General features: G+C 58.6%; 28 protein-coding genes and 3 pseudogenes. 13 read left to right on the forward strand and 18 right to left on the reverse strand.

The annotated features are described in order from the left end of the window. Positions 1-18: 18 nt before the first annotated feature. The 3 genes from rutC to rutA are packed head-to-tail and all read right to left on the reverse strand — an operon-like array spanning position 19 to position 2,235. Positions 19-402: a pyrimidine utilization protein C gene (rutC, locus tag ABJ99_RS15260; protein ID WP_005615273.1), complete on the reverse strand. Its 384-nt coding sequence runs from the start codon at positions 400-402 to the stop codon at positions 19-21. A 10-nt stretch (positions 403-412) separates the two neighbouring features. Then, positions 413-1,153: a pyrimidine utilization protein B gene (gene rutB / locus ABJ99_RS15265; protein WP_054086498.1), complete on the reverse strand. Its 741-nt coding sequence runs from the start codon at positions 1,151-1,153 to the stop codon at positions 413-415. After that, positions 1,153-2,235 (reverse strand): pyrimidine utilization protein A, encoded by a 1,083-nt coding sequence (rutA, locus tag ABJ99_RS15270; protein WP_054086499.1) that lies wholly within the window; start codon positions 2,233-2,235, stop codon positions 1,153-1,155. Before rutA ends, rutB begins: the two co-directional genes overlap by 1 nt. Before the next feature lie 283 nt (positions 2,236-2,518). On the opposite strand from rutA, the gene rutR reads away from it, so the two are divergent. The 6 genes from rutR (at position 2,519) to ABJ99_RS15300 (ending at position 8,913) form a co-directional block, all read left to right on the forward strand. Further along, a complete protein-coding gene (rutR, locus tag ABJ99_RS15275) occupies positions 2,519-3,247 on the forward strand; it encodes a pyrimidine utilization regulatory protein R (RefSeq protein ID WP_054086500.1) in 729 nt (242 codons plus the stop codon). Positions 3,248-3,470: 223 nt separating this feature from the next. Further along, entirely contained in the window at positions 3,471-4,562 is a 1,092-nt protein-coding gene (locus tag ABJ99_RS15280; protein ID WP_054086501.1) for a BMP family ABC transporter substrate-binding protein, read from the forward strand. Then, positions 4,559-6,073 (forward strand): ABC transporter ATP-binding protein, encoded by a 1,515-nt coding sequence (locus tag ABJ99_RS15285; RefSeq protein WP_054086502.1) that lies wholly within the window; start codon positions 4,559-4,561, stop codon positions 6,071-6,073. Before ABJ99_RS15280 ends, ABJ99_RS15285 begins: the two co-directional genes overlap by 4 nt. After that, positions 6,066-7,175: an ABC transporter permease gene (locus ABJ99_RS15290; protein ID WP_054086503.1), complete on the forward strand. Its 1,110-nt coding sequence runs from the start codon at positions 6,066-6,068 to the stop codon at positions 7,173-7,175. Before ABJ99_RS15285 ends, ABJ99_RS15290 begins: the two co-directional genes overlap by 8 nt. Beyond that, positions 7,175-8,101: an ABC transporter permease gene (locus ABJ99_RS15295; RefSeq protein WP_054086504.1), complete on the forward strand. Its 927-nt coding sequence runs from the start codon at positions 7,175-7,177 to the stop codon at positions 8,099-8,101. The genes ABJ99_RS15290 and ABJ99_RS15295 overlap by 1 nt, the downstream gene beginning before the upstream one ends. Positions 8,102-8,223: 122 nt before the next feature. Next, the gene (locus tag ABJ99_RS15300; protein ID WP_007252625.1) at positions 8,224-8,913 is read left to right on the forward strand and encodes an OmpA family protein; all 690 of its coding nucleotides are present in this window, start codon (positions 8,224-8,226) and stop codon (positions 8,911-8,913) included. Positions 8,914-9,179: 266 nt separating this feature from the next. Here the strand turns inward: ABJ99_RS15300 and ABJ99_RS15305 are convergent. From ABJ99_RS15305 to ABJ99_RS15315, 3 genes and pseudogenes are all read right to left on the reverse strand, one after another. After that, a pseudogene (locus ABJ99_RS15305) lies at positions 9,180-10,066 on the reverse strand (acyltransferase). A 79-nt stretch (positions 10,067-10,145) separates the two neighbouring features. Beyond that, complete coding sequence (gene pta / locus ABJ99_RS15310; protein ID WP_054086505.1) at positions 10,146-12,236, reverse strand: phosphate acetyltransferase; 2,091 nt, start codon at positions 12,234-12,236, stop codon at positions 10,146-10,148. A 77-nt stretch (positions 12,237-12,313) separates the two neighbouring features. Further along, positions 12,314-12,619: pseudogene (locus ABJ99_RS15315) on the reverse strand (DUF3565 domain-containing protein). Between the two features lie 13 nt (positions 12,620-12,632). Here ABJ99_RS15315 and ABJ99_RS15320 point away from each other — a divergent pair. The 3 genes from ABJ99_RS15320 to ABJ99_RS15330 all read left to right on the forward strand — a co-directional run bounded on the left by ABJ99_RS15320 (position 12,633) and on the right by ABJ99_RS15330 (position 15,004). Continuing rightward, positions 12,633-13,118, forward strand: a complete 486-nt coding sequence (locus ABJ99_RS15320) for an FKBP-type peptidyl-prolyl cis-trans isomerase (RefSeq protein ID WP_054086506.1) — start codon at positions 12,633-12,635, stop codon at positions 13,116-13,118. Positions 13,119-13,249: 131 nt separating this feature from the next. Beyond that, a complete protein-coding gene (locus tag ABJ99_RS15325) occupies positions 13,250-13,738 on the forward strand; it encodes a glutathione peroxidase (RefSeq protein ID WP_054086507.1) in 489 nt (162 codons plus the stop codon). Positions 13,739-13,900: 162 nt separating this feature from the next. After that, on the forward strand, positions 13,901-15,004 hold the full coding sequence (locus ABJ99_RS15330; RefSeq protein WP_054086508.1) for an NADH:flavin oxidoreductase: 1,104 nt from the start codon (positions 13,901-13,903) through the stop codon (positions 15,002-15,004). Here ABJ99_RS15330 and ABJ99_RS15335 read toward each other — a convergent pair. Next, the gene (locus ABJ99_RS15335) at positions 14,973-16,184 is read right to left on the reverse strand and encodes a glycosyltransferase family 4 protein (protein ID WP_054086509.1); all 1,212 of its coding nucleotides are present in this window, start codon (positions 16,182-16,184) and stop codon (positions 14,973-14,975) included. The two genes, ABJ99_RS15330 and ABJ99_RS15335, sit on opposite strands and share 32 nt — an antisense overlap. Positions 16,185-16,493: 309 nt before the next feature. Between ABJ99_RS15335 and ABJ99_RS15340 the strand changes: the two genes are divergently transcribed. Beyond that, positions 16,494-16,952 carry a flagellar protein FlhE gene (locus ABJ99_RS15340; protein WP_230081037.1) on the forward strand — a complete coding sequence of 153 codons (459 nt, stop codon included), beginning with the start codon at positions 16,494-16,496 and terminating at the stop codon, positions 16,950-16,952. A 41-nt stretch (positions 16,953-16,993) separates the two neighbouring features. Here ABJ99_RS15340 and ABJ99_RS28785 read toward each other — a convergent pair whose 3' ends face one another. The 4 genes from ABJ99_RS28785 to cysZ all read right to left on the reverse strand — a co-directional run bounded on the left by ABJ99_RS28785 (position 16,994) and on the right by cysZ (position 19,421). Beyond that, the gene (locus ABJ99_RS28785; protein ID WP_080378173.1) at positions 16,994-17,491 is read right to left on the reverse strand and encodes a hypothetical protein; all 498 of its coding nucleotides are present in this window, start codon (positions 17,489-17,491) and stop codon (positions 16,994-16,996) included. Then, positions 17,488-17,778 (reverse strand): hypothetical protein, encoded by a 291-nt coding sequence (locus tag ABJ99_RS15345; protein ID WP_054086510.1) that lies wholly within the window; start codon positions 17,776-17,778, stop codon positions 17,488-17,490. The genes ABJ99_RS28785 and ABJ99_RS15345 overlap by 4 nt, the downstream gene beginning before the upstream one ends. Positions 17,779-18,112: 334 nt before the next feature. Beyond that, positions 18,113-18,463, reverse strand: a complete 351-nt coding sequence (locus tag ABJ99_RS15350) for a hypothetical protein (RefSeq protein ID WP_054086511.1) — start codon at positions 18,461-18,463, stop codon at positions 18,113-18,115. Between the two features lie 196 nt (positions 18,464-18,659). Continuing rightward, positions 18,660-19,421, reverse strand: coding sequence for a sulfate transporter CysZ (cysZ, locus tag ABJ99_RS15355; RefSeq protein WP_007252638.1), 762 nt, complete (start codon positions 19,419-19,421; stop codon positions 18,660-18,662). Positions 19,422-19,801: 380 nt separating this feature from the next. Between cysZ and trxB the strand changes: the two genes are divergently transcribed. After that, positions 19,802-20,764 carry a thioredoxin-disulfide reductase gene (gene trxB, locus ABJ99_RS15360; protein ID WP_007252640.1) on the forward strand — a complete coding sequence of 321 codons (963 nt, stop codon included), beginning with the start codon at positions 19,802-19,804 and terminating at the stop codon, positions 20,762-20,764. A gap of 267 nt (positions 20,765-21,031) precedes the next feature. Here the strand turns inward: trxB and ABJ99_RS15365 are convergent, their stop codons facing one another. The 7 genes from ABJ99_RS15365 to ABJ99_RS15395 all read right to left on the reverse strand — a co-directional run bounded on the left by ABJ99_RS15365 (position 21,032) and on the right by ABJ99_RS15395 (position 24,957). Next, a complete protein-coding gene (locus tag ABJ99_RS15365; protein WP_054086512.1) occupies positions 21,032-21,373 on the reverse strand; it encodes a HopJ type III effector protein in 342 nt (113 codons plus the stop codon). After that, positions 21,366-21,662, reverse strand: a complete 297-nt coding sequence (locus ABJ99_RS15370) for a DUF1244 domain-containing protein (protein ID WP_007252642.1) — start codon at positions 21,660-21,662, stop codon at positions 21,366-21,368. Before ABJ99_RS15370 ends, ABJ99_RS15365 begins: the two co-directional genes overlap by 8 nt. 43 nt (positions 21,663-21,705) lie before the next feature. Further along, positions 21,706-22,077 carry a dihydroneopterin triphosphate 2'-epimerase gene (gene folX / locus ABJ99_RS15375; protein WP_054086513.1) on the reverse strand — a complete coding sequence of 124 codons (372 nt, stop codon included), beginning with the start codon at positions 22,075-22,077 and terminating at the stop codon, positions 21,706-21,708. After that, positions 22,077-22,640, reverse strand: a complete 564-nt coding sequence (folE, locus tag ABJ99_RS15380; RefSeq protein ID WP_054086514.1) for a GTP cyclohydrolase I FolE — start codon at positions 22,638-22,640, stop codon at positions 22,077-22,079. The genes folX and folE overlap by 1 nt, the downstream gene beginning before the upstream one ends. Positions 22,641-22,661: 21 nt before the next feature. Beyond that, positions 22,662-23,372: a dihydromonapterin reductase gene (gene folM, locus ABJ99_RS15385; protein ID WP_054086515.1), complete on the reverse strand. Its 711-nt coding sequence runs from the start codon at positions 23,370-23,372 to the stop codon at positions 22,662-22,664. Positions 23,373-23,614: 242 nt separating this feature from the next. After that, a complete protein-coding gene (locus tag ABJ99_RS15390; RefSeq protein WP_054086516.1) occupies positions 23,615-24,184 on the reverse strand; it encodes an antibiotic biosynthesis monooxygenase in 570 nt (189 codons plus the stop codon). A gap of 167 nt (positions 24,185-24,351) precedes the next feature. Beyond that, the gene (locus ABJ99_RS15395) at positions 24,352-24,957 is read right to left on the reverse strand and encodes a hypothetical protein (protein ID WP_054086517.1); all 606 of its coding nucleotides are present in this window, start codon (positions 24,955-24,957) and stop codon (positions 24,352-24,354) included. 186 nt (positions 24,958-25,143) lie between these two features. On the opposite strand from ABJ99_RS15395, the gene ABJ99_RS15400 reads away from it, so the two are divergent. After that, the gene (locus ABJ99_RS15400; RefSeq protein WP_054086518.1) at positions 25,144-25,596 is read left to right on the forward strand and encodes a flavodoxin; all 453 of its coding nucleotides are present in this window, start codon (positions 25,144-25,146) and stop codon (positions 25,594-25,596) included. A gap of 111 nt (positions 25,597-25,707) precedes the next feature. Next, a pseudogene (locus tag ABJ99_RS15405) lies at positions 25,708-26,023 on the forward strand (SDR family NAD(P)-dependent oxidoreductase); the annotation flags it as partial. Positions 26,024-26,123: the final 100 nt, after the last annotated feature.

Genomic DNA, 26,123 nt, shown 5'->3' on the forward strand with positions numbered 1-26,123 from the left:
GCGGTTTGAGATCAGTGCTCAGCCGATATGGGCGATGCTGGCGATTTCGATCAGGGCTTCGGGTTTCACCAGGCCGCACTGGATGCAATAACGGGCCGGTTTCTCGCCCGCGAAATACTCGGCGTACACCTCGTTGACCTTGGCGTAGTCGGCCCAGTCGCGAATCATGATCATGTTGAACGTTACATCGTCCAGCGTGCCGCCAGCGGTTTCGACCACGCTTTTGATGGTTTCCAGCACGTGACGGGTCTGTGCAGTCGCGTCACCGACGTGCACCACGTTGTTGTCCTTGTCGAACGGCAGGGTGCCGGAGACGTAGAGCACGCCGTCGGCCATGGAGCCCGGCACGAACGGGGCGATGGGCTTGGTGGTGCCGGCAGGAATGATCGCTTTCTTGGTCATGCTGATGTCCTCACGAAGTGTGCCCGACAGGGGCGAAAGTGGTGCAGAAGTCATCGACGCTGGAGACCCAGCCGAAGAAGGTTTCGATGTTGAACAGCGCGGCTTGCTGCGCGAATTCCGGGCCTGCCTGATGGGTGGCATCGGCCAGCACCACGCCGAAATATTCCAGGTGGAAGCCGTCGCGCAAGGTCGACTCGACGCAGACGTTGGTGGCGATGCCGGTGAACACCAGATTACGAATGCCACGGCTGCGCAGCACGCTGTCGAAGCTGGAATTGAAGAAACCGCTGTAGCGAGTTTTCGGCACCACGATGTCGCCGGGCTGTGGTGTCAGTTCGTCGACCAGTTGATAGTCCCAGCCGCCCTTGGCCAGCAGCTTTCCTTCGAGTTCCGGGCGCTTGCGCATGGTTTTCAGGGCGTTGGACTTGTGCCAGTTAGGCGAGCCGGGGCCACCGGCTTCGACATAGGCCGGGTCCCAGCCGTTCTGGAAAAAAATCACCGGAATACCTGCCGCGCGTGCCGCAGTACACGCCCGCTTGATGTTGGCGATGACCGGCCCGGTGCTGCTGACATCAAACCCGGCCAGGTCCAGATAGCCACCCGGCGATGCGTAGGCATTCTGCATATCGACCACCACCAGCGCCGTTTCGCCGAGCTTCATGCGCAGCGCTTCCGGACGCGCAGGCAACTCGCGTGCAGGTTGCTGATCGAGTGGCAGGTCGACGCCTGCAACGGTTGCCGGAGCATTCATCACACCACCTCCTTGAGCTGGGTGATGTGCGCGCGGCTGGTCATCAGCGGCTGGATTTTCTGGCCGAAATCTTCAACCCCTTTCACGAAATCATCGAAGGTCAGCATCACGCCTTGCGTGCCCGGCACGCTGGCGACTTCGTCGAGCATCTTCGCCACGTTGGCCCAGGAGCCCACCAGCGTGCCCATGTTGATGTTGACCGCCGAGGTCGGGTCGGCCATCTGCCGCAGGTTCGAGCCTGCGCTCTTGTCGGCCGCGCCTTTTTCGCTCAGCCAGGCGATGGCCTCCTCGTCGGCGCCTGCCTTGATGTGTTCCCAACGTGCCCGTGCGGCTTCATCGGTGTCGTCGGCAATGATCATGAACAGCACGCAGGAGGTGACGTTGCGCCCGGTCTTTTCGTTGGCTTCGATCAGTTTCTGTGCGGTCGGTGCGAAAGCGACGGGGGTGTTCACGCCCTTGCCGAAGCAGAAGTTGTAATCGGCATATTGCGCCGAAAACGCCATGCCGGCTTCGCTCTGACCGGCGCAGATCAGCTTCATGTCGGCTTGCGGGCGCGGGCTGACGCGGCAGTCCTGCATACTGAAATGCTCGCCCTTGAAGTCGCTGCTGCCAGTGGCCCACAGGTCGCGAAGTACCTGAGCGTATTCGGCCAGGTATTCGTAGCGCGTATGGAAAAACTCGTCGCCGGGCCACAGGCCCATCTGCTCGTATTCGGGCTTCTGCCAGCCGGTCACCAGATTGATCCCGAAGCGCCCGTTTGAGATCGAGTCGATAGTCGAGGCCATGCGCGCTGCGATGGCGGGCGGGATGGTCAGGGTCGCGACAGTGGCAAACAGCTGGATCTTGCTGGTGACTGCCGCCAGGCCCGCCATCAGCGTGAAGGATTCCAGGTTGTGCTCCCAGAATTCGGTTTTGCCGCCGAAGCCGCGCAGTTTGATCATCGATAACGCAAAGTCGAAGCCGTAGCCCTCGGCCTTCTGCACGATCTGCTTGTTCAGCTCGAAAGTCGGCATGTATTGCGGCGCGTTGCTGGAAATCAGCCAGCCGTTATTGCCGATGGGGATGAAGATACCGATGTCCATATAAGGCCTCTTTGCGTTAGTCGATGCGAGCCAATGCCGCTGGCGGCACGTGAATCCTTACCTGCATCGAGTGGTTTGCATTTAGCGGGCCATATTTTTTTGTCGTTTTTATTCAAGGGGTTAAGAATTTATGTCGTCTGTTTCAGACCAATTGGTCTGAATAAGAGCACTTGGTTTGTGCAGCGCGCACGCTGATAGGGCAGGGCGGGTACGGCGCTTGATCCGTATCGACAAAACAGCTGCGCCCGTTAAGATGCCCGCTCATTTCGGCATCACTGGATGGATGTGCGTGAACAAGAAACCTCCTGTGGCTGAGCCTGCGAGCAAGCGTGTACGCAAGGTCAAGCCGGAAACCGTGGTCAAAACCACCCGCGAGCCCAGCGCCGACTCGTTGAAGCGACGCATGCGTTTGATGGAAGGCAAGCGCACATTGATTCTCGATGCGGCGCTGGAGATATTTTCCCGCTACGGCGTGCATGGCAGCAGCCTGGACCAAGTGGCGAGCCTGGCGGACGTCTCCAAGACCAACCTGCTGTATTACTTCAGCAGCAAGGACGACCTTTACCTGAATGTGCTGCGTCAATTGCTTGAAGTCTGGCTCAGCCCGCTGGTGCATTTCACCGCCGACAAAGAGCCGGTGCAGGCCATCGGCGCGTACCTCAAGGCCAAGCTGGAAATGTCCCGCGACCATCCGGCCGAGTCGCGCCTGTTCTGTATGGAGGTCATGCAGGGCGCGCCGTTGATTCATGGCGAATTGCAGCATCCGTTGCGCGATACCGTGGAAGCCAAGGTGGCCGTGATCCAGCACTGGATCGACAGCGGCCAGTTGGCGCCGGTCAACCCGCACCATCTGATTTTCTCGCTGTGGGCGACCACCCAGCATTACGCGGACTTTCGCACCCAGGTCGAGGCCGTCACCGGCAAGACACTGGACGACCCGGCGTTTTTCGAAGAAGTGCTGGCCAGCCTGCGCAGCATGATTCTGGACGGCATCCTGCCGCGTAACGGCTGAACACCTTATGCCTCTTTTTGACTGGCGCACTCAGTAGGCGCAGCGGCGCAGAAGGATGCACAAACCAAGTGCTCTGATTCAGACCATTTGATCTGTTCTCGGCTGTGCTATCGAGTCAGGTCATTGTTCCATAGCGTTTTCCTGCTAGTGGCATGGATGCTGCTAAAGCCGTTGTGTCGGCCAAGTACTGTCCTCATCGGCCATTACCCTCAGGAAAACGTCTATGTACAAGAAACTGTTGCCCGGGACATTGTGTGCGGCCGTCGCGTTCGGGACCGTCGGCCTCGTTCAGGCCGAGGGATTGACCCTCAAGGGCCCCGCGAAAATCGCCATGGTGTACATAAGCCCGCGCAATGACGGCGGCTGGACTCAGGCGTTCGATGAGGCACGGTTGAAGCTGGAAAAGGATCTGGACACCAAAATCCAGTTTGTGGAAAGCGTTCCCGAAAACGCGGCGGCCATCACGCCAGTGGTCGACCGGCTCATCGCACGCGGCGCCAACGTTATTATCGGCACTGCTTTCGGCTACTCCGACACGTTCCTCACGCTGGCGAAAAAATACCCTGATGTCGCGTTCCTGAACGGTTCCGGCACCACCAATGCGGCCAACCTCGAATCGTTTTATGGCCGCACCTATGAAAGCCAGTACTTGTGCGGCATGGCGGCGGGTGCTGCCTCGAAGACCGGCAAACTGGGCTTCGTCGCGGCCAACCCGTTTGGCCAGGTCAACTGGACCATTAACGCCTACGAACTGGGCGCTCGGCAGATCAACCCGAAGGCCACGGTCAACGTGATCTACACCGGTGCATGGAACGATCCGGTCAAGGAACGCGCCGCAACCATGGCGCTGATCGACAACGGCGTGGATGTGGTCGGTCAGCACGTCGACAGCCCGACGCCACAAATCGTCGCCCAGGAGCGCGGCATTCACGGCACCGGCCACCACCGTGACCTGAGCGAGTTCGCACCAAAAGCGACCGTCTGTTCTTCGTTGTGGGTCTGGGACCGTTTCCTCGGGCCGGAGCTCAAGAAAATCATGGCAGGTAACTGGACGCCTCCGGCCAACGGCGCGTTGCTGTCGATGCAGCAGGGCGGCACCGATATCAAGCTGACCAGCGACCCGATCATCTCCGCCGAAGATCGCCAGAAAATCGAGGCTGAGCGGGCCGAATTACTGGCCGGCAAGAAAATCATCTACAGCGGCCCGCTGGCGGACCGCGATGGCAAGGAGCGTATCGCAGCGGGTCAGCAATTGTCCGACCCCGAACTGTGGAAAATGGACTGGTTCGTCGAAGGCGTGAAGACTCAGCAATGAGTCAGGTCAACGCGCTGCAACTTACGGGCATCAGCAAATCGTTCGATGGCTTCAAAGCGCTGATCGACGCCGACTTCACCGCGTATTGGGGTGAAGTGCATGCGCTTCTGGGCGAAAACGGCGCGGGCAAGTCTTCGCTGATGAACATCGCGGCGGGGCTTTATGCACCGGAAACCGGCACGTTGCTGGTCGATGACAACCCGGTGCAGCTCAGCGGCCCGAAGGACGCCAGCCGCTACCGGATCGGCATGGTTCATCAGCATTTCAAACTGGTGAAGCCGTTCACGGTGGCGCAGAACATTCTGTTGGCGCTGCCCGAGCAACCGGGCGAAGGCAGCTACCGCAAGCGCCTTCGTGCGCTGGAGCAGGAGATCGTCGGCAAAGCCGCTGAACTGGGTTTTGTGCTTGATCCTAGGCGGATCGTCGACAGTCTGTCGGTTGCCGAACAGCAGCGTGTCGAGATTCTCAAGGTGCTGCTGGCCGGTGCGCGGATTCTGATTCTCGACGAACCGACCGCCGTGCTTACCGATCAGGAGGCCGAGCGTCTGTTGCTCACGGTGCAAGCCTTTGCCCGGCAAGGCGCGGCGGTGATTCTGGTGACGCACAAGATGGCTGACGTCAAACGCTATGCCGACCGCGTGACCGTTATGCGCGGCGGGCGCACCGTGCAGACTCTTGACCCGACCAGCGTCAGCGTCGAACAACTGGTGCAGCTGACCGTCGGTGAGTCGGTGTCGGTCAGTAAGCATCAGCCCGCAACACCCGGTGAGGTGTGTTTGCAGGTGCGGGATTTACGTAGTGTGGCGGGCAGCGGCGCGCTCAGCGGGGTGAACATGACCTTGCGCGCCGGGCAGATCTACGGCATCGCCGGGGTCGGTGGCAACGGTCAGGCGGAACTGGCCAATGCGCTGATGGGCTTGCCGCAACCGACCGAGGGCGAGATTCATCTGACGCCGTTCGGTGATCTGCGCACTGCCTCGGCCGAGCAACGTCGCCAGTTGCGCATTGCTTCGATCCCCGCAGACCGCTATGGCGCAGCGCTGGCCGGCTCGCTGTCGGTGGCGGAAAACTTCGCCATCGGCAATATCCACAGCGGCCAGTACGGCTCGTTCTGGCGGCTCGGTTATCAACGTTTGAAGCAGGACGCGCAACGCGCGGTCGAGGCGTTTGATGTGCAGGGCGTGCGTTCTCTCGATCAGAAAGCCGCACTGTTGTCGGGCGGCAACGCACAAAAGCTGGTGATTGCCCGTGAATTCAGCCGCGACCCGCAACTGGTGCTGGTTCACAGCCCGAGCCGCGGCCTGGACGTGCGCGCTACACAAGCGGTGCACGGCCGTCTTCGCGCCGCGCGGGACGCAGGCGCTGCGGTGCTGGTGATCAGCGAAGACCTCGACGAAGTATTGGCCCTGGCTGACCGTATCGGCGTGATGAACGGCGGGCGTATCGTCGCCGAGTTCGATCATCCCGCCGACCGTCAGGCGATCGGCAGAGCGATGGTGAGCCATGACTGAATTACTGCAACATGCTGTTGCCGCGCGCCAGCCCTTGTTGACGCGGCGCTACACCCTGGAGCTTCGCCAGCAGACCGGCTGGCCTTTGCAGGCGATGATCATTGCGCTGGCATTGCTGGTTGGTCTGGCCATCTGCACGGCGATTCTGATTGCCGCAGGTGTGCCCGCGGGCGAGCTGCTCAACGAGTTCGTCCTGCAGACGGTCTTCGATGCGCAGAACTTCAAGGCTGTGCTGTTTCAGGCTTCGCCGATGATCATGGTCGGTCTGGCCGGTTGCATGGCGTTTCGTGCGCGTTTCTGGAATCTGGGGCTGGAGGGCCAGATGATCTGGGGTGCGATTGGCGCCACGGCCATTTCGCTGTTCCAGGTGGGGCCGGAGTTTCTGCGCCTGCCGCTGATGATGGCAGCAGCGATGGTCTGCGGGTTGTTGTGGAGCCTGGGGCCGGTGCTGTTGAAGCTCAAGTGGCAGGTCAACGAAATCATCTCGACCCTGATGCTCAACTACATCGCCGCCAACTTCCTGCTGCATCTGGTCTACGGAAGCTGGAAGGACCCGCGAGACAACTTCCCCTATTCGCCGGCGTTTCAGACCTTCGAGCGCCTGCCAGACCTGTTTGCCGGTTACAACGCGGCGATTCTGCTGGCACTGCTGGTCACGGCGCTGACCTTGTGGTTCATCGGAATTTCCCGCGCCGGGCTTTACCTGCGCTTCGTCGATGCCAACCCGCGGGTGGCCGAAGCCGTGGGCGTGCCGGTGCGCAAGATGATCATCGGCACCGTGCTGTTGTCAGGCGCGCTGGCCGGGCTGGCGGGTTTCGTCGTGACATCGGGGCAGGAGGGGCGGCTGACTCAGTCTTTCTATCAGGGCTACGGGTTCTCCGGAATTCTCATTGCCTTTCTGGCCCGCAATAACCCGGTCGCCGCGACTATCGTTGCTTTGTTGATTGCGATGCTGTTCGTGGCAGGGCGCAATTTGCAGGTCTTCTATCAGATTCCGTTTTCGATGGTGCAACTGATCCAGGCGATTCTGGTGATCTGTGTGGCGTCGTCCGACTTTTTCATCCGCCATCGCCTGCGACGCATTCAGGCAGGAGAACGTTGATGGAGCTGATTTCCCACTGGCTGGGCAGTGCGCCGGATTTCGCTGTGCCGTTCGCGCTGGCTGCGCTGGGCCTGATCCTGATCGAGCGCAGCGGTGTGCTGGCGTTGGGGGTGGAAGGGCTGATGCTGGTCGGTGCGCTGGCCGGCATCGGTATGCAGTTGAGCGTCGGGTCGGCGGGGTTGTCCCTGTTGGCGTCGATGGCAATGGCTGGCGTGGTGTCACTGTTGTTCGCGCTGATGGTGCTGGTGTTGCGCATCAATCAGGTGATTGCCGGGCTGGCGCTGGTGTTCTTTTGTCAGGGGCTGACCGGGCTGCTCGGCACGTTGCTGGGCTGGACCAATCGCCCGGTCAGCGGCCTGTCGGCGGTCGAGTTGTGGCCGTTGTCCGAGCTGCCAGTGGTCGGCAAGGTGTTCGTGCAGAATCCGCTGGTGTACCTGACGGTGGTGATCTTCATCGCGGTGGTCTGGCTGCTGGAGCGCACGCGCACCGGGTTGCGCCTGCGCGCGGTGGGCGAAAACCCGCAGGCCGCAGACGCCGCAGGTATTTCCGTGTTGGGTTATCGGCTGGCAGCGATTGTCGCGGGGTCGGCGTTGATGGGGCTGGCAGGCGGTTTCATTGCCGTGCTGAGCACCAAAATGTGGATTGCGGACATGACCGGCGGACGTGGCTGGATCGCGGTGTCTCTGGTGATCTTTGCGCGCTGGTCACCCTGGCGCGCATTGGCCGGTGCCTTGCTGTTCGGCGGCATCGAAGCGCTGATCCCGCAGCTGGCGGCGACCGGTGTGCGTCTGCCTCAGTACTTCGTGCTGATGACACCCTATGCCGTCACGCTGCTGGTGATGGTCTGGGTAGCCAGCGGCAAGCGCCAGTCCACGAGCCAGCCGGGTGCGCTGGGTGAGCCTTATATTCGCGAGGAACGACGCTGAGCGGATGCACGAACACCATAGAGACGCCGCACTATGGGCGGTTCAGCCGGGGTTAAGGAATTTTTGACACGGGCCGTGCTCTAATCCGCTTATTAGCGTTCGTCCAAGCCAGGAGCTCTTGAATGTTTACCTCGCGTCGTTTGATCCTTGTCGCCACTGCCGTAGCCATGCTGTCGGGCTGTGCGACTCCCAACCCCTATGACAATCAAGGCCAGGCGCAGAGCTCCGGTGGCATGAGCAAAACAGCCAAGTACGGCGGGCTCGGCGCATTGGCCGGCGCGGTTGCGGGTGCGGCCATCGACCACAATAACCGTGGCAAGGGCGCATTGATCGGCGCCGCTGTGGCGGGTGCTGCGTCGGCAGGCTACGGCTACTATGCGGACAAGCAGGAAGCCGCGCTGCGTGCGAGCATGGCCAACACCGGCGTCGAGGTGCAGCGTCAGGGTGACCAGATCAAACTGATCATGCCGGGCAATATCACCTTCGCCACCGACTCTTCGGCGATTGCCAGCAGCTTCTATTCGCCGCTGAACAACCTGGCGAACTCGCTCAAGCAGTTCAACCAGAACAACATTGAAATCGTCGGTTACACCGACAGTACCGGCAGCCGCCAGCACAACATGGACCTATCGCAACAGCGCGCCCAGAGCGTCGCGACCTACCTGACGTCTCAGGGTGTCGATCAGTCGCACCTGTCAGTCCGTGGCGCAGGTCCTGATCAGCCGATTGCCAGCAACGCCGACGTCAATGGCCGTGCCCAGAACCGTCGCGTAGAGGTCAACCTCAAGCCGATTCCGGGTCAGCAGTACTGATTAATACCGCTGTGTCGGCACGATAGTTGAGATTATCGTGCCTCACGCTCCTGTGGGAATGCAGTGTGCGACGCTCTGCGTCGCACGATAGTTGAAACAGGACCTTTTTTGTGGGAGCGGACTCGTCCGCGAAGACGGTGTTTCAGACGACGCATTTTCGGAGAATGTATCGGCCCTTTCGTGGACAACCGAGGCGTCGCCCGATCCGCTCCCACGGCTTACGGCCAGAATCAAAACCGGACTTGTGCGTCGCACAATAGTTGAGATTATCGTGCGTCACGCTTGCCTCGCCGCGGCGGATACTGCTCATGCATCGTGTCCAGCAGCTTGTCTTTCTCTTCCCATAGCCCATTGATCCACTGCTGGAATTCCAGGCGGTATTCGCCGTCCTGATCGTAGTTCTTGCCTAGGAACTGCGGCGGGATTCTGATCTCTTCAAAGTGGGCGACCACGTCCTTGACGTTGCCGCACAGCAGGTCCCAGTAACCGGGTTGGCCGCCCGGATAATGGATGGTCACGTTGATGATTGATTCCAGTTGTTCGCCCATCGCGTCGAGCACGAAGGCAATGCCGCCAGCCTTGGGTTTGAGCAAGTGACGGAAGGGTGACTGCTGTTGCGCGTGTTTGCCGGCAGTAAAGCGCGTGCCCTCGGCAAAGTTGAAAATTCCCACCGGGTTGTGGCGAAACTTCGCGCAGGTACGGCGGGNGCCAGATACGCCTTGGAGTAGCGCTTCATGAACGGAAAGCCCAGCGCCCACCACGCCAGACCGATTACCGGGACCCAGATCAGTTCCTGCTTGAGGAAAAACTTCAGCGGGCGAATGCGCCGGTTGAGCACGTACTGCAACACCATGATGTCGACCCAGCTCTGATGATTGCTGGTCACCAGGTACGAGTGTTTGTAGTCCAGCCCTTCAAGACCGCTCAGGTGCCAGCGGGTGTTGCAGAGCAGCCTTATCCAGGCATTGTTGTTACCGATCCAGGTCTCATGGATGTGGCTCATCAGCCAGTCGGTGAAGCGCTGCGCGGCGGAGAAGGGCAGGCAGATCTTGATGATCGTGACGGCGAACAGCACGGTGCAGCAGATGAGGGTATTCAGCGCCAACAGCAGTGAGGCAATGACGCCACGCAAAGGGGCAGGCAGAAAATCCATGAAGGAGATGGCTCCGGAAGTGGTCGGATGCCGCAGGCTGACCTGCGGCATGCTAGGTTTGCGTCAGGGCAAACGGGTATCAGGGCAATGTGTCGGCCTGAATGGCGGTGAGAGCGATCGTGTAGACGATGTCATCGACCTGAGCGCCACGCGGCAAGTCATTTACCGGCTTGCGCAGGCCTTGCAGCATCGGGCCCAGGCTTACACAGTCGGCACTGCGTTGCACCGCCTTGTACGTCGTATTGCCGGTGTTCAGGTCCGGGAACACGAATACGTTCGCGCGTCCGGCCACCGGGCTGTCCGGGGCCAGTTGCCGGGCTACCTGCTCGTTGGCGGCGGCATCATACTGCAGCGGCCCGTCGATCAATAGATCGCGCCGCGCTTCACGCGCCAGTTGCGTGGCTTCGCGGACTTTCTCGACCTCTTCGCCACTCGCCGAATTGCCACTGGAATAGCTGATCATCGCCACCCGAGGCGAGATACCGAACGCTGTTGCCGAATCGGCACTTTGCAGGGCGATTTCAGACAGCTCGCCAGCGCTCGGGTGCGGGTTCATGATGCAGTCGCCGTACATCAGCACCTGTTCGGGAAACAGCATGAAAAACACTGAGGAAACCAGCGTGCAGCCCGGCGCGGTCTTGATCAGTTGCAGGGCTGGGCGGATGGTATTGGCTGTGGAGTGAACAACACCCGAAACCAGCCCGTCGACCTCATCCAGTGCCAGCATCATTGTGCCGATCACCACCGGGTCTTCGAGCTGCTGCTCGGCCATCGGCGCATTCAGGCTCTTGTTTTTGCGCAGCTCGACCATTGGCGTGACATAACGCTCGCGAATCACTTCCGGGTCAAGAATCTCGAGCCCTGGCGGCAGCTCGATATCGTGCGCCTTGGCGACCGCCAGCACTTCCTCCGGCCGCGCCAGCAGAACGCAACGGGCGATGCCGCGCGCCTGACAAATCGCCGCGGCCTGAATGGTCAGCGGTTCATTGCCCTCAGGCAGAACGATGCGTTTATTGGCCGCCTGCGCGCGCTGGATCAACTGGTAACGGAATACCGCAGGCGACAGGCGCAGCTCGCGCGGGGTGCCGCAGCTTTGGTGCAGCCAGTTGGCATCCAGATGGCTGGCGACGAAGTCGGTAATGAGCTCCGCACGTTCGCGGTCATCGATGGGGATTTCCTTGTTCAACTGATTGAGGCGGTTGGCCGTATCGTAAGAACCGGTGCTGACCGACAGCACCGGCAAACCGGCCTGCAAGGCGCCTCGGCACAGTTCCATGATGCGTGGATCAGGCACGCTGTCGCTGGTCAGCAACAGACCGGCCAGGGGCACGCCGTTTATCGCCGCCAGGCTCACCGCGAGAATGATGTCGTCGCGGTCTCCCGGTGTGACCACCAATACGCCGGGTTTGAGCAAAGGCACAGTATTGAGAACGGTGCGCGCACAGATGATGATTCTGGACATGCGTCGCTGGTCGTAGTCGCCCGCATTCAGCACCTGTGCGCCCAGCAATTCGGCCACGTCACGGGTGCGTGGCGCATTGAGTTCGGCGCGATAGGGAATGCAGCCCAGCAGGCGGAAATCGCCATTGCGCAGCAGCGGCGAGTGCTCCTTAAGGCGCGCAGCGAAAACCTCCATGCTTTCGTCGGTACGCACCTTGTTGAGGATCACGCCCAGCACTTTCGGGTCTTTCGGTCCGCCAAACAGCTGCGCTTGCAACTCGACCCTGCCCGACAGCTCGGTCAGCACTTCGTTTTCCGGGGCCGAAACCAGAATGACCTCGGCATCCAGGCTTTTGGCCAAATGCAGATTGACCCGCGCGGCATAGCTCGCGCTGCGGGTCGGCACCATGCCTTCTACCACCAGCACATCTTTGCCGACGGCCGCCTGCTGATAGAGGTTGATGATTTCTTCGAGCAGTTCATCCAGCTGACCGTCGCCCAGCATCCGCTCGACATGCGCCAGGCCCAGCGGTTTGGGCGGTCTGAGGCCGTGGGTGCGGGCCATGAGCTCGGTCGAACGCTCCGGGCCGAGATCACCGGGATGCGGCTGGGCAATCGGCTTGAAAAAGCCCACTTTCAAGCCCGCGCGCTCCAGGGTGCGCACCAGGCCCAGGCTGATGGAGGTCAACCCCACGCCAAAATCCGTGGGGGCGATAAAAAACGTCTGCATACGGGCTTCTCGATTGGGCAGTGCAAGGGTCGCAGCGCATATGGAACAGCGCCTGACCAAAAAAGTCTGGAAATCGTCTAGCGCGAATTCTCTTCGGCAAGATTATCGTTATCTGCGCCATTCGCACACCAGCCGCAACAAAAGGGCTGGCCTGTCATCTGGCTGCGTTGCAGCGGGTCCAGTACCCAGGGGCGCGACTGCCACGGCGGATCATGACGCACGTGCTGAGTGTGGCCGCAGGACAGCAGCGCGAACCAGTGTCCTTGCTCATCCTGTCTCAAATCGATAACAGTTGAACCTTTCATTTAGGGCCATCCGTCAGAGTTGCGTTCGCTTTCGCGCGATGGCTTGGTTAGACTTGCTCGTTCTTCAATCTTAAGCAAAGGTCTTGTCCCCATGCCGATCGCCGCCAATAAGGCTGTCTCCATTGACTATACCCTGACCAACGACGCTGGTGAGGTCATCGACAGTTCTGCCGGTGGTGCGCCGCTGGTTTACCTGCAAGGTGCAGGCAACATCATTCCGGGCCTGGAAAAGGCTCTGGAAGGCAAAGACGTCGGTGACGCGCTGAAAGTTGCCGTCGAGCCGGAAGATGCCTACGGTGAATACTCCGCCGAGCTGGTCAGCACCCTGAGCAGCAGCATGTTCGAAGGTGTCGACAAACTCGAAGTCGGCATGCAGTTTCACGCTTCGGGTCCCGACGGCAGCATGCAGATCGTGACGATCCGCGATCTGGACGGCGATGACGTCACTGTTGACGGCAACCACCCGCTCGCGGGTCAGCGCCTGAACTTCGATGTAAAAGTCGTTGCAATCCGCAACGCCAGTGAAGAAGAATTGGCTCATGGTCATATTCACGGCGAAGGCGGTCATCAACACTGATCAGTGCTGACAGGCTCAGGTCACTGACAAAGGCGCCCTGACCGTTTCGCGATGACGACCTCGTTACGCGTTCGGCAAGGGTGCCTTTTCAGGTTCTGACTCAGGGCTATTTGCAACAAACTGGGGGTTTCATGAGTGCTTTTCATACCATCACACTGAAAGCGCTGGATGGTCAGGAGCTGCCACTGGCGGCTTACAAGGACAAAGTCGTTCTGGTGGTCAATGTCGCCTCCAAGTGCGGGCTGACGCCGCAATACGCTGCGCTCGAAAATCTTTATCAGCTGTACAAGGACAAAGGGCTGGTTGTGCTGGGGCTGCCTTGCAATCAGTTTGCCGGGCAAGAGCCGGGCAGCGAAAAAGAGATCGCCGAGTTTTGCGAGCTCAATTACGGCGTGACCTTCCCTCTGGGTGAAAAGCTCGATGTCAACGGCCCTAACCGGCATTCGTTATATCGCCTGCTGGCGGGCGAAGGGGCCGAGTATCCGGGTGACATTACCTGGAATTTCGAAAAGTTTCTGGTGGGCAAGAACGGCGGCGTAAGTGCCCGTTTCTCACCGCGCACCGCACCGGACGACCCTGCCGTCATCCTGGCGATTGAAAAGGCGTTGGCGCAAAGCTGACTGCCCTGCCGGGACAGCCATCGCTTGCCCGGCTGACCGCCGCATTCGCGGCTTTTGCACTTAGATCAGTCAAATCAATAGTACTGGGCCATCGCTGACGCCCGGCGATACTCTGCGCCCCTGATCTGGTGCCCTTGACCACTATCCCCCGGAGTTCCTCGCATGTCGGCAGAAGCCTTGTTCAAACCCTTTCATATGGGCAGTCTGGAATTGTCGTCGCGAGTGGTCATGGCGCCCATGACCCGGTCTTTCTCTCCGGGGCATGTGCCCGGCCCTAAGGTCGTCGAATACTACCGGCGCCGCGCTGCCGCAGGTGTCGGGCTGATCGTGACCGAAGGCACGACGGTCAACCACCAGGCTTCCAACGGCTACCCGAACGTTCCGCAGTTCTTCGGCGAAGCGCCGCTGGCTGGCTGGAAGAACGTGGTCGATGCAGTACATGCCGAGGGCGGCAAGATCGTGCCGCAACTGTGGCATGTGGGAGCGGTACGTCGCCTGGGTACCGAGCCGGACGGCAGCGTGCCGGCCTATGGGCCGATGGAGAAGTTCAAGGACGGTCAAGTGCTGGTGCATGGCATGAGCAAGCAAGACATCGACGACGTCGTACAGGCCTTCGCTCAGGCGGCAGCCGATGCCAAGGCGATTGGCATGGACGGTGTCGAAATCCACGGCGCGCACGGTTATCTGATCGATCAGTTTTTCTGGGAAGGCAGCAATCAGCGTGATGACGAGTATGGCGGCAGTCTCGCCAATCGCTCACGGTTCGCCATCGAGCTGATCAGTGCAGTGCGTGCTGCAGTGGGCGCGGACTACCCGATCATCTTCCGCTTCTCACAATGGAAGCAGCAGGATTACAGCGCACGTCTGGTGCAGACAGCGAGCGCGCTGGGCGAATTCCTGCAGCCGCTGTCTGAAGCGGGCGTGGATATTTTTCACTGCTCTACGCGGCGTTTCTGGGAGCCTGAGTTCGAAGGCTCCGACCTGAACCTGGCGGGCTGGACCCGCAAGCTGACCGGCAAGCCAACCATTACCGTCGGCAGCGTCGGGCTGGATGGCGAGTTCTTGCAATTCATGGTCAACACCGACAAGGTCGCGCAGCCCGCAAGCCTGGAGAATCTGCTGGAGCGTCTGGGCAACGACGAGTTCGACCTGGTTGCGGTAGGCCGCGCGTTGCTGGTCGACCCGGATTGGGCGTTGAAAGTGCGCGACGGCCGCGAGCAGGACATCCTGCCGTTCAGTCGAGAGGCACTGACGACACTGGTCTGATGTTCTTGTTGCGGGCTGGCCTGATCTCTTGAATATTGCCGCTGGGGCTGGCCTCCCGCAATTGTCGTTCAAACTGATCGATAATCGCCTCCCAGCCCTGGCGGCTGGCGTGCTGTCTGGCGTTCAAACGCACCCGACGCAACGTCTCGCTGTCTTCCAGCAACCAGCGGGCCGCGTCGATAAACGCTTCTTCATCCCCCGGCATCGCCAGCGCACCATTGTGGCCATGGCGGATATGCTGCCCGGCGGCTGCTTCGTCGTAGGCCACCACACCCAGGCCTGAAGCCAGCGCTTCCAGCACCACGTTACCGAAGGTTTCGGTCAGGCTCGGGAACAGAAACATATCGCCCGAGGCGTAGTGCGTTGCCAGGTCTTCGCCCCTTTGTGTCCCGCAGAAAATCGCATCCGGGATCTGTCGCTCCAGCTCGGCGCGTTGCGGTCCATCGCCGACCACGATCAGCTTCAGTGTGCGCTGGGGATAATTTTCCTTGAGGGCCTCGAAACTCGCCTTGAGCAACCCCAGGTTCTTTTCCGGTGCCAGCCTGCCGACATGAATAATGCCAATATCCGCCGCTTGCAGGCCCCAGCTCTCGCGCAGTGACTGTGACCGTCTGGACGGGCTGAACAATTGGCTGTCGACACCGCGCGACAACAGCTCGATCCGCTCGAAGCCGTGCCGCTCCAGCTCTACTTTCTGGCTGATACTCGGCACAAGCGTGAGACGCGAGCGGTTATGGAACCAGCGCAGATAATGCGTGAGCAGGCGCGTGATGAAACCCATCCCGTACTGTTGGGTGTATTGCGGAAAGTTAGTGTGAAAACCGCTGATCACGGCAATGCCCAGCCGCCTGGCTGCGCGCAACGCCGACAGCCCCAGCGGCCCCTCGGTGGCGATATACAGCACATCTGGCCGACGCCGCTGCCAACGGCGCAGCAGCTTGTGCATCGACGATTGCCCCCACTGCAGCCCCGGATAGCCCGGTATCGGCCAGCCCCGGCACAACAGCAGATCGTCGACCGCCCCTGAATGGGTTTCATCACTCTGCCGCGGCCGGACCAGCTCGACCCGATGCCCGCGTAACCGCAATCCGTCACAAAGCCGCCCCAAGGTATTGGCAACGCCGTTGATCTCGGGAGTGAATGTTTCAGTGATAAGGGTGACATGCAGGATCTGGCTCATGAGATCAGTGTCGGCCGGATAGATTTCGGTTATGTGGCGGTTGTGTGATGGATTAATGATAGATGTAGAAAATGCATGCGTAGGCAGGTCAAGGCTTTCGCGTAATAGTTAATAGTAGTGCATGTTAGTTGTAAAGTGTTCTTGTGAGTTATTTGTTTTTGGGTTTTTAACGTCCTACAGTTTTTTGGATATTTTCTTAAGGTTGTGTAGTTCGAGCTAAATAGGTTGAGGTTATTTTGTTTTTTAGTAAGGTCTGGTTATCGAGTGTAATGGTTCGTTAATTAAAGGCTGGCGAATATGGGGTGCCTCATGTTCTCGGCTCAAATCTATGCTAAGGAAAGTAATATGGAATTTGACTGCAAAAAGTTGAAGTGGATTCTTTCGGCCTCAAGAATTGCGCTGGTGTTATTGGCTGGTTTGGATGTTGCCATGGCCGGTAGTTATCAGTCATCGGCCGCTTTGCCAGTGATTCATTCAAAAGGCTATCTTCACACGATTGAACTACCCGTCAGCAGGCATGTGCCTCCTGCAGCGATGATAAAAAATACGAGTTGGAGCTGGAACGTTGCAGGCTGGCCGCAAGGGTTGGAGGTTTATTTATGCCAAGGCGCTAGTTTGTGTCTTGACATAACGCGTCAACGAACTGGCTCCACGACGTTTTTTGATAATCGGTTTGCAGATCGCAAATTTCATTACGCGATCAGGGTAGGTGCAGCGGGACGGGTGCCGGTAGCGGGTCAACAAGGGCGAGTGACCATCAACTGGTAATTCGGCCGGCGCCCTCCCTTGACGTGGGGAGGGCGCTTGCATTACCAGTTCGCTATGTCTCGGAATCTTTCAGGAAGAGCGTCATTGAAATTTAGTATTTTTTCAAGAATCTCGGCTGGAGGTGTACCTTTCAAATGTTCTAACTCATACAGTCTTACTCTTTCTGTTTTTACGTTGCCCCACGTTTTCTGGAAGTAAGCGCTTGACTCGGATGTTACGATCTCCCCAGTGGCGCAGTAACGTATGATGGGGTGGTCAGACAGGTCTACACCCTCACCGCTTAATGAATTGTAAGCATAGTTTTTTGCCAAGGCGGCTGCTTCTTCTGGGGCATTTTTAGCGTGTTCGATCAGCTTCGGTTTTAGCTCTCCTCCTCTAGGGCTTTTTTTCGCACACTGAGAACTAGCGTATTCGTGGGTAGCGTGTTTCAGCGCCCGAGCAAATGTTTCGGCGTGCGCGGTGGAGGCGGATGGTGCATTTTTTTGCCGAATCCCGAAGGGGGTAACGTTTACGAATGACGTAGGATCAAAAGATGTCACTTCGCAGCCCTCCTCATGCTTTCCATTGCCGCAGGCCTAGGGGAGAACTTTTTGTCCTCCACTGCTGATTTGCGCTGTTCAAGGCTCATGTTATCCATGAAAAATGTCGATCGCGGCGGGGGGGCGCTGTCCAGCATGGCGGAGTTGACCTGCGCAGGTTTGTCGGCCTTCTGCGTGATGACGTTACTGAGTATCTGCCCGAAACGAGCCGAGCGGGATTCCGGGGTTTTTTCGAGTGCGGCGGGCCGGTGGCGGGTGTCTGTTTCGATAAGCGCGGATTTTTCCATTGTGTGCAGCTCCTGTTGTTTAGTGACAACAGAGCAAGTGCAATGCCAATCGGCAAAATTAGTTGAGGTCCTACAAGAATACGCTGATAGACAGCGCGGTGGTTTTGTCAGTCTTACAGATACATCCTACAGAGCTGTTTTGAAACGGTAGGCAAGCTTTGTTCTTGAGCGGCAATAACTTGCCAGGTGCATTTTTCGATGTCTTTGGTGTTGTTTGTAAGTTTAAGGGTTTTCTATTGTAGGATTATTCTGTATTTGTCTTTTCAGTAGTGTTATTACGCCAAGTGCCGAACGGATACTCAGCATCCGCCCGGCACTCTTTCAGTTGAAGCGATTAGCCCAGGTCGCGAACCAGTTGGCCGATTACTTCACCCACCTTGGCCAGATCCGGCTCGGCCAGGCGATGCTCATCCGCGTACGAATACGCTACGGTGAACAGACCTGCTGTGCGGGTGGAGTAGGAAGGTGCATCTTTTTCGAAGACGCGGGTCGACGCTTCGGCAGTCAGCGATGCGGAGCTGATTACCACGCCTTCTGCAGGATCGTTAACGCCGTTGATGTAAACATTGTCCGGGTCGATGGACCATTCGGCCAGTTCGCTGACCAGGAAAGCGCGGATTTTTTCCTGAAGTGTTGCGGTATCGTTCTGGATGGCAAGTGCAGCCGGGTTTACTGGAGCATTCATGATTTAACTTCCTTGTTAAGTTCATGTGTCGTCATGTTTGATTGCAGTGGGCTTCACATGAACGGGTTGGTTGAGGCCCTAGTAAATACCTGCCGACGGGGCCAGGTGCGGTACATATATATATGGCGTGTAATTTTTCGCCCTTTGGGCATGTCGGGCGCATAGTACATGCGCCCGATATTTCAGCCTTCAGCCTTCAGCCACGCGCATGCGTGACAGGCAGTGCATCCGCGCCGCGTTCGCGAACCCAGAACAGTGTTGCGCCCGCAACGGCGGCAGGCATCATCAGCAGGTTGACCACCGGGATCAACAAGGCCGCATAGACGATGCCGCCGAAGCTCAGGCTTTGCCAGCGCTTGCTTTTCAGCCAGCCGAGCATCTCGTTCCAGCCCAGTTTATGGTTGTCGGCCGGGTAGTCGATGTACTGGATTGCCATCATCCAGACGCCAAACAGCAGCCACAGCGGCGCGGCAATGATGTTGGCCACCGGAATGAAAGACAGAACGAACAGCCCGAGCATGCGCGGCAGCATGTAGCCCAGCTTGCGTGCCTCGCGGGCCAGTGTGCGCGGCACCATGGCGATCAGCTCGGCCCAGCTGAAAGCCGGTGAATCGTCTACGCCACGAATCACCGCTTCGACTTTCTCGGAAAGAAACCCGTTGAACGGCGCCGCGATGATGTTGGCAACCACGGTGAAGGTGAAAAACACCATCAGCAGCACCAGCGCTACGAACAGCGGCCAGAGGATATAGCTGAGGAAGCTCAGCCAGTGGGGAAGCGTTGGCATGAACGTGTCGACCCACAGTTCGAATTGATGGATCGCCAGGTAGATGAGGCCGCAGAACAGGATCAGGTTGATGCTCAGGGGCAGCAGGACAAACAGGCGCAGGCCGGGGCTGAGGATCAGTTTGAGGCCTTCGCCGAGGTATTGCGGGCCTGTCAGGGCAGGAGCGGGCATGGCAGCCTCCGAGTGCTTGAAAGGCGTGACATTACCGGCTTTACGGTAGCCATGAAAGAGCAGGGCGACGACAGCTTTTGAGTGGCCGGACTTTCGGCGTATTCTTGAGCGCGGACGAAATCTCCAGGTCGCTTGTAACGAATGATGCTGCTTTCAGACGTCTGCTCTATAGAAGTGACCTATAGGGTGGATTGTGAAACGATATTTCCTTAACCTTTGCCACCCCGATAGGCTTGTCCGCAATTTGAAGACCTGTCCTTTGGGTCAGAATTTTCAGGATCTGCCGAACCAAACGACGCTTCCCCAAGCGTTTCGGCGGTCCTTTTTATCCAGCCGTCCCGACCGCGGCGTAAAAAACGGTCGGTCGATAGGAGTGTGTCATGTCAGACGTACGTCATTCCCGAGTGATCATTCTCGGTTCCGGCCCTGCCGGTTACAGCGCTGCGGTCTACGCCGCACGTGCCAACCTCAAGCCTCTGCTGATCACCGGCATGCAGGCTGGCGGGCAATTGACCACGACTACAGAAGTTGATAACTGGCCAGGCGACCCGCACGGTCTGACCGGCCCGGCACTGATGGAGCGCATGCGTGAGCACGCCGAGCGCTTCGAGACTGAAATCGTTTTCGATCACATCAACTCTGTCGATCTGGCTGGTAAGCCGTTCAGCCTGCAGGGCGACAGTGCGACCTACACCTGTGATGCGCTGATCATCGCCACTGGCGCCAGTGCCCGTTATCTGGGTCTGCCTTCGGAAGAAGCGTTCATGGGCAAGGGCGTTTCAGCCTGCGCGACCTGCGACGGTTTCTTCTATCGCAACCGCGAAGTCGCTGTCGTGGGCGGTGGCAACACGGCTGTGGAGGAGGCGCTTTATCTGGCCAACATCGCCAGCAAGGTGACGCTGGTTCACCGCCGCGAGACCTTCCGTGCCGAGAAGATCCTGATCGACAAACTGCATGCCCGCGTTGCTGAAGGCAAGATCGAGCTCAAGCTCAATGCCACGCTGGACGAGGTGCTGGGTGACAACATGGGTGTGACAGGTGCACGTTTGAAGAACAACGACGGCAGCAGCAGTGAGCTGAAAGTCGACGGTGTGTTCATCGCGATTGGCCACACTCCCAACACTTCGTTGTTCGAAGGTCAGCTGGCGCTGAAAGACGGCTACATGGTTGTACAAGGCGGCCGCGAAGGCAACGCGACAGCCACCAGTGTCGAAGGCGTATTCGCTGCCGGCGACGTGGCTGACCATGTTTACCGTCAGGCCATTACGTCGGCTGGCGCAGGCTGCATGGCGGCGCTGGATGTCGAGCGCTACCTGGACGGGCTGGCGAACGTTTCGTTCTGATTGGCGTTTAGGGGAGTGGAGCGCGTGAGGCTTCGCTCGCCCACGATCTGCCGGGTGTAGGAGCGGACTTGTCCGCGAACTGCCGGGAACCGGCAGCAAAGCCTGCAAATGCGGTCCAACAGGTACAGTCGGACTGACCTGTCTCAGGGCCGCTGCGCAGCCCATCGCAGCCGTCGTAACCTCCTGAATCTTCCACGGCCTCCGGCCAGAATCAAAAACAGACTTATGCGTGCTGAGCGTGAAGAACGATGCCGGTCCGGATTCCGGTCAGGCCCTGCGCTTGAGTGGCTCGCCTTCGAACTTCACGCCTGCCAGGCCATTTGCGATCAGCGCACGGATATTGCTGTGGTCGCTGCCTTCGGGGCTGGCCCGTACGGAGCGGTAATGTTCGCCGAATGCCAGTAATGCTTCTTCGTCGCTCAAGCCTTCCAGCAGCGCGAGGCCGAGTGTCTTGCATGAACCTTCGTTCTGCCCGGCGGCATTATCGACATCGCCATTCCTGAAGGCCTGAGGCTGGTAGTCGTAACCTTCGGCAATGAAGCTCAGCGTGTCAGCGAACACATGTTCACCGCTGCGTAGGCTGGTGCGCAGGGAATTCAGGTCAGTCATGCTTGGGTTCCTTGGCGAACGCGGCTTGTTGCTCGGCGCTGGCCTCTTTCTGGTACTGGGCTTTCCACTCGCTGTACGGCATGCCGTAGACCACTTCACGAGCATCATCGAGGCTTATGTCGATGTGCTTTTCGTCGGCGGCGGCTTTGTACCATTTGGACAGGCAGTTGCGGCAAAAGCCGGACAGGTTCATCAGGTCGATGTTCTGGACATCCTTGCGGCTGTCCAGGTGCGCAACCAGTCGGCGAAAGGCTGCGGCTTCGAGTTCGAGGCGTTCTTGCTCGGTCATGACGGGCTCTATTCAGTCAGAAAGTTGCGCCATGATAAGAGTTTCAACGCTGACCGGCGAGTGTGATCGACACCGATTCAGCGAAGCGCAGCGCATGTGGCTTGTCGACTTCCACCTCGGCATAGCTGACGGCCTGATGAGTCATCACCAGGTCCAGCACTTCCTGCGTCAGTCTTTCCAGCAGCGCAAAGCGGTTGCCTTCGACGTGCTGAATGATCGCCTTGGTAATCGTGCGGTAGTTGAGCGCGTGCTCGATATCGTTGTCACGCACAGCGTCCTGAGCAGCGTAGAGGATCGTCACGTTGATCAACACATCCTGCTTGTTGACGATTTCATCCTCGTTGATGCCGATATAAGTACGCAGGCGCAGGTCCTTGATGCGGATGCGCGCCGTGCCCGGTTCGAGTCTGGCCATTACTGGGTGCTCCGTCCGATCAGTTGCAGAAACTCCATGCGTGTGGTGCTCGATTCGCGGAAGGCCCCCAGCATCACCGAGGTGTTCATGGTCGAGTTCTGCTTTTCGACGCCGCGCATCATCATGCACATGTGTTTCGCTTCAATGACCACTGCCACGCCAGCAGCGCCGGTCACTTCCTGAATCGCATCGGCAATCTGTTTGGTGAGGTTTTCCTGAATCTGCAGACGGCGGGCAAACACGTCCACGATGCGCGCGATCTTCGACAGGCCCAGTACTTTGCCGGTCGGAATGTAGGCCACATGGGCCTTGCCAATGAACGGCAGCAGGTGGTGTTCGCACAGCGAGTACAGCTCGATGTTCTGCACGATGACCATTTCATCGTTGTCGGAGGCGAACAGGGCGCCGTTGACGATCTCTTCGACACTCTGGGTGTAGCCGTGACACAAATACTGCATCGCCTTGGCTGCGCGTTTTGGAGTGTCGAGAAGGCCTTCGCGGTCCGGGTTCTCACCAAGTCCGAGCAGAATGTCCCGGTAGTGCTGTGGCAGGGATGAACTCATCAGAAGGGTCCTCGGGGCGGCTTACTTGACGTGCCGTCCGCCGTTTACGGTCAGTGTTGTGCCGGTGACATAGGTGTTATCCAGAAGGTAACGCAGGCTCTGGTAAATCACCTCTGCACCAGGCTCTATGCCTATGGCCGACTTGGCCAGGGCTTTGGCGCGGTAGGCCGCATCGTCCTTGGGTTGGAACATCAACAGCGCCGGAGCAATGCCGTTGACTTTGATATGGGGTGCGAAGCGGGCGGCGAAGGACAGCGTCAGGCTTTCCAGGCCCGCCTTGGTGGCGCAATAGGCTATGTGCTTGCTACTGCCCTTGCGGGTCACGTCATCGCTGATGTGCACGATGTCGGCGACTTCACTGGCGTGCAGCAGCGGCTCGCAATGCAAGTTGATCAGGTACGGCGCCAACATGTGCACGCCGAACATCCGGGTGAAATTCCCGGCTTCGTCGCCCGGCGTTTCGGCCAGCCATTCGGAAGCGTTATGAACAATGGCGCGCAGGCAGTCGGTCTGCTTTTTCAGGCCCTCGATAAACGTCAGGATGCCGTCTTCGCTGGAAAAATCACCATGGATCGTCACGGCACCTGCATCGCGCAATTGCATCACGCTGGCGTGCTCGGTTCGATAACTGATGATGACCCGATACCCGTGTTCCAGCAGGCGCAAGGCGCAATGCAGACCCACGCGCTGACTGGCGCCGGTGATCAGAATGGGTGCAGAAGATAGAGTCATCGACAGCTCGCGAGTCAGTGTCCGGAATTCAGAGAAATCTTACGATCAATTGTCTCAACCGGTTTACAAGCGAAGTTATACCAGCGAATTTTTTTGTACAACCCTGGAGAGCATGAAACTCGTCTTTTCTGGTGTGAAAAGAGGCTGTCACGCCATTTTTCAGCGCGACGCAGGGTGAGCAGAAGGATGGCGGAGGATAAAGACCTGTACCGGCTCGTCGAGCGTGTACAGGTCTTGGAAAATTATCGCGGGGAAGACGTGTGCGTAGCGTGCGCAGTTGTCGTCTTTGGAGTGTTCAGCCAAGAGGCCAGCAGGCGTGTGGACAGCGGAATGAACAGGTAAACCATCAAAGGAGTCAGTATCGCCGTACTGATCAGAATGCGCGGCAGCAGATCCAGATGATTGAGCAGAGGGCCGAGCAAAAAGTTGAAGATCAATGACACGGGAAAAAACGCCAGCCAGATGGCGACGGCCTGCTTCCAGCGCGGTGGACGCTGATCGATTGCACCGAACCACCCATCAATGCCACTGACGCGGTGTTCGGAGGGCTGGGCGAAAAGACCGCTGCCGCGCACCAACCAGGAGCGTCGCGAGGCGGAATGCTCCCAGGCGTGCATGGTGTGCTCATCGGTAAAGCGAAAAATGATCTGAAATTCATCACCCCCAGGCGGGGGAGCCAGTACACCGGAGCCCAGATAACCCGTAAAGTCCGTGGCCAATTGTTCGCCTTCATGCAGCCAGGTCATCATTTCCTGGTAGCGGCCGTGTGCGACGCGGCGGGCAACCATCAAGGTGACGGGTGAGGTAGACATTGTGTATCTCCGGTAGAGGCGTGAGATTCCCGGGTAGGGAGGTCACATGACGCGAGCCGGGGTGGTGGTCGCGTCAGCTTCGGTCAGAAGCAAGCAAGGATTATTCCTGAATCCGAGTCGAACCGGTAAAGATTTGCACGCAATGTTCCGATACTTATCAGCGCGGCCTATTTATGCAGCGCCGGATGGATGCGCCGGTGCTCTTCAAGGATGAACTGGCGCAGGCGCTCTGCATCTTCCTTGCTGTGCTGATTGAGGCGATACGCACCGAATGCCGGTTTGGTCTGTCGCTCCAGCTTGCCTTTCATGGCGATCGGCGCCTGGCCGGACGGGGTAAACCAGGCCGAAAAACTTCTGGGCAGCTTGCCTTCTTTGCGTGACTCGAGCAAAACACCCTTGAAGGACAGCTCGTGGATCCAGAGCGCGCTCGGGTTGCCTTTTTCGGTTTCCAGAGGTATCGGCTCTTGCAGCGCAAGCCGCCAGGGGCGGATCTGCGGGCCTTCTTCGAAAATGCTCGGCGCACCCAGCTCCAGGTGCAACGCGTGGAATTCGTCTTCCACCAGGTGCAGCGGGAAATTCATCTGCTGGTTTTCGAATTGCGCATGAATGGTGACTTGTTGATGCGCCGCCAACCGGGTCAGCAAATCCTGGATCTGAACCCCGCCATTGACCAGCAGGCTGCGCGTGCTATCACGCACGTTCAGCTGTGGATTGCGCTGCATGCTCTGGATAAAGTCCAGTTCAGCCTGTGTAAGGAGAGAATCAGGTTGCATGATGGGACTCGGGCCAACCGGTTATTGAGAACAAAGACCATAAATTCCGCAGCGTGTTCATGCCATTCATCGGTTTTCTATTCCAGAGCTTCAGCCATCACGCACAGGTGCGAACGGGTGAAGGTAAAAGTCAGACGGCATTCTAAGGCATAATGTTTCACTTTTTTAGTTGCTGCAGGAATAGTCATGAAAGTCGCCATCATATGCGGGACGGTCTATGGATCGGCCGAGGAAGTCGCCAGGCACGCAGCCATGCTGCTGCGTGCGGCGGGTCATGAGCCGCTGGTCAATTCCAGGCTGACGCTGCCTGAACTGCTGGCTTTCGAGCCTCAGGCATTGCTTGCTGTGACGTCGACCACGGGCATGGGGGAGTTGCCGGACAACCTGGTGCCTCTTTATTCGCAGCTACGCGATACCTTGCCTGCGGCGCTGCGCGGATTGCCGGGCGGCGTGATTGCCCTTGGCGACGCCAGCTATGGCGACACCTTCTGTGGTGGTGGCGAGCTGATGCGTGAGCTGTTAGCCGAGCTGGGTGTTGCCGAAACGCAGGGCATGCTGCGTCTGGACAGCAGCGAAAGTGTCACTCCGGAAACCGATGCCGAGCCCTGGATTGCTGCGTTCATTGTGCAATTGGGCTGAGGTCATCCTGATCGGTTATCGGGCATGATTCAGCGCACCTGCTGTTGATTGTCGTCGACCTGCACCTGCACGACACTCATGGCCCTGTATTCCTTATGTACGGAGTCGACAATGAACGAGCCAGTACATTTCGAAGATAAGGTGGTCATCGTCACAGGTGCAGGCGGAGGGCCTGGACGCGCTGGACGCCTTTGGCCGCATTGATGTGGTGGTCAATAACGCTGGTATTCTGCGCGACAAGACCTTCGCCAGGATGGAGGACGCCGATTGGGACCTCGTCTATCGGGTTCATGTCGCGGGTGCCTTCAAAGTCTCGCGCGCTGTATGGCCCTACATGCGTGAGCAAAACCATGGTCGGGTGATCTTCACCTCATCGACGTCCGGCATCTACGGCAACTTCGGGCAATCCAACTACGCGACCGCCAAAGCTGAATTTGCCAGACTGTTTACCAAATGTCGTAAGAACTTTCCGAGTAACTTGTAAGTTAAGTATGGATTTTTTCAGCACTATACAATAAGCACTTTTT

This window comes from Pseudomonas syringae pv. cilantro (genome assembly GCF_001293775.1).
Taxonomy (GTDB): domain Bacteria; phylum Pseudomonadota; class Gammaproteobacteria; order Pseudomonadales; family Pseudomonadaceae; genus Aquipseudomonas; species Aquipseudomonas syringae_P.

Coding starts and splice junctions, on each gene's coding strand:
- ABJ99_RS15295 (WP_054086504.1), top strand. CDS start 7,175: ATGGAGCTGATTTCCCACTGGCTGGGCAGTGCGCCGGATTTCGCTGTG.
- folM (WP_054086515.1), bottom strand. CDS start 23,372: ATGACTCTATCTTCTGCACCCATTCTGATCACCGGCGCCAGTCAGCGC.
- rutR (WP_054086500.1), top strand. CDS start 2,519: ATGTGCGTGAACAAGAAACCTCCTGTGGCTGAGCCTGCGAGCAAGCGT.
- ABJ99_RS15370 (WP_007252642.1), bottom strand. CDS start 21,662: ATGACCGAGCAAGAACGCCTCGAACTCGAAGCCGCAGCCTTTCGCCGA.
- ABJ99_RS15395 (WP_054086517.1), bottom strand. CDS start 24,957: ATGCAACCTGATTCTCTCCTTACACAGGCTGAACTGGACTTTATCCAG.
- ABJ99_RS15400 (WP_054086518.1), top strand. CDS start 25,144: ATGAAAGTCGCCATCATATGCGGGACGGTCTATGGATCGGCCGAGGAA.
- ABJ99_RS15365 (WP_054086512.1), bottom strand. CDS start 21,373: ATGACTGACCTGAATTCCCTGCGCACCAGCCTACGCAGCGGTGAACAT.
- ABJ99_RS15280 (WP_054086501.1), top strand. CDS start 3,471: ATGTACAAGAAACTGTTGCCCGGGACATTGTGTGCGGCCGTCGCGTTC.
- ABJ99_RS15330 (WP_054086508.1), top strand. CDS start 13,901: ATGTCGGCAGAAGCCTTGTTCAAACCCTTTCATATGGGCAGTCTGGAA.
- ABJ99_RS15340 (WP_230081037.1), top strand. CDS start 16,494: ATGTTCTCGGCTCAAATCTATGCTAAGGAAAGTAATATGGAATTTGAC.
- rutC (WP_005615273.1), bottom strand. CDS start 402: ATGACCAAGAAAGCGATCATTCCTGCCGGCACCACCAAGCCCATCGCC.
- ABJ99_RS15325 (WP_054086507.1), top strand. CDS start 13,250: ATGAGTGCTTTTCATACCATCACACTGAAAGCGCTGGATGGTCAGGAG.
- pta (WP_054086505.1), bottom strand. CDS start 12,236: ATGCAGACGTTTTTTATCGCCCCCACGGATTTTGGCGTGGGGTTGACC.
- ABJ99_RS15290 (WP_054086503.1), top strand. CDS start 6,066: ATGACTGAATTACTGCAACATGCTGTTGCCGCGCGCCAGCCCTTGTTG.
- ABJ99_RS15345 (WP_054086510.1), bottom strand. CDS start 17,778: ATGGAAAAATCCGCGCTTATCGAAACAGACACCCGCCACCGGCCCGCC.
- ABJ99_RS15335 (WP_054086509.1), bottom strand. CDS start 16,184: ATGAGCCAGATCCTGCATGTCACCCTTATCACTGAAACATTCACTCCC.
- ABJ99_RS15350 (WP_054086511.1), bottom strand. CDS start 18,463: ATGAATGCTCCAGTAAACCCGGCTGCACTTGCCATCCAGAACGATACC.
- trxB (WP_007252640.1), top strand. CDS start 19,802: ATGTCAGACGTACGTCATTCCCGAGTGATCATTCTCGGTTCCGGCCCT.
- rutA (WP_054086499.1), bottom strand. CDS start 2,235: ATGGACATCGGTATCTTCATCCCCATCGGCAATAACGGCTGGCTGATT.
- rutB (WP_054086498.1), bottom strand. CDS start 1,153: ATGAATGCTCCGGCAACCGTTGCAGGCGTCGACCTGCCACTCGATCAG.
- ABJ99_RS15320 (WP_054086506.1), top strand. CDS start 12,633: ATGCCGATCGCCGCCAATAAGGCTGTCTCCATTGACTATACCCTGACC.
- ABJ99_RS15390 (WP_054086516.1), bottom strand. CDS start 24,184: ATGTCTACCTCACCCGTCACCTTGATGGTTGCCCGCCGCGTCGCACAC.
- ABJ99_RS15285 (WP_054086502.1), top strand. CDS start 4,559: ATGAGTCAGGTCAACGCGCTGCAACTTACGGGCATCAGCAAATCGTTC.
- folX (WP_054086513.1), bottom strand. CDS start 22,077: ATGGCCAGACTCGAACCGGGCACGGCGCGCATCCGCATCAAGGACCTG.
- ABJ99_RS15300 (WP_007252625.1), top strand. CDS start 8,224: ATGTTTACCTCGCGTCGTTTGATCCTTGTCGCCACTGCCGTAGCCATG.
- folE (WP_054086514.1), bottom strand. CDS start 22,640: ATGAGTTCATCCCTGCCACAGCACTACCGGGACATTCTGCTCGGACTT.
- cysZ (WP_007252638.1), bottom strand. CDS start 19,421: ATGCCCGCTCCTGCCCTGACAGGCCCGCAATACCTCGGCGAAGGCCTC.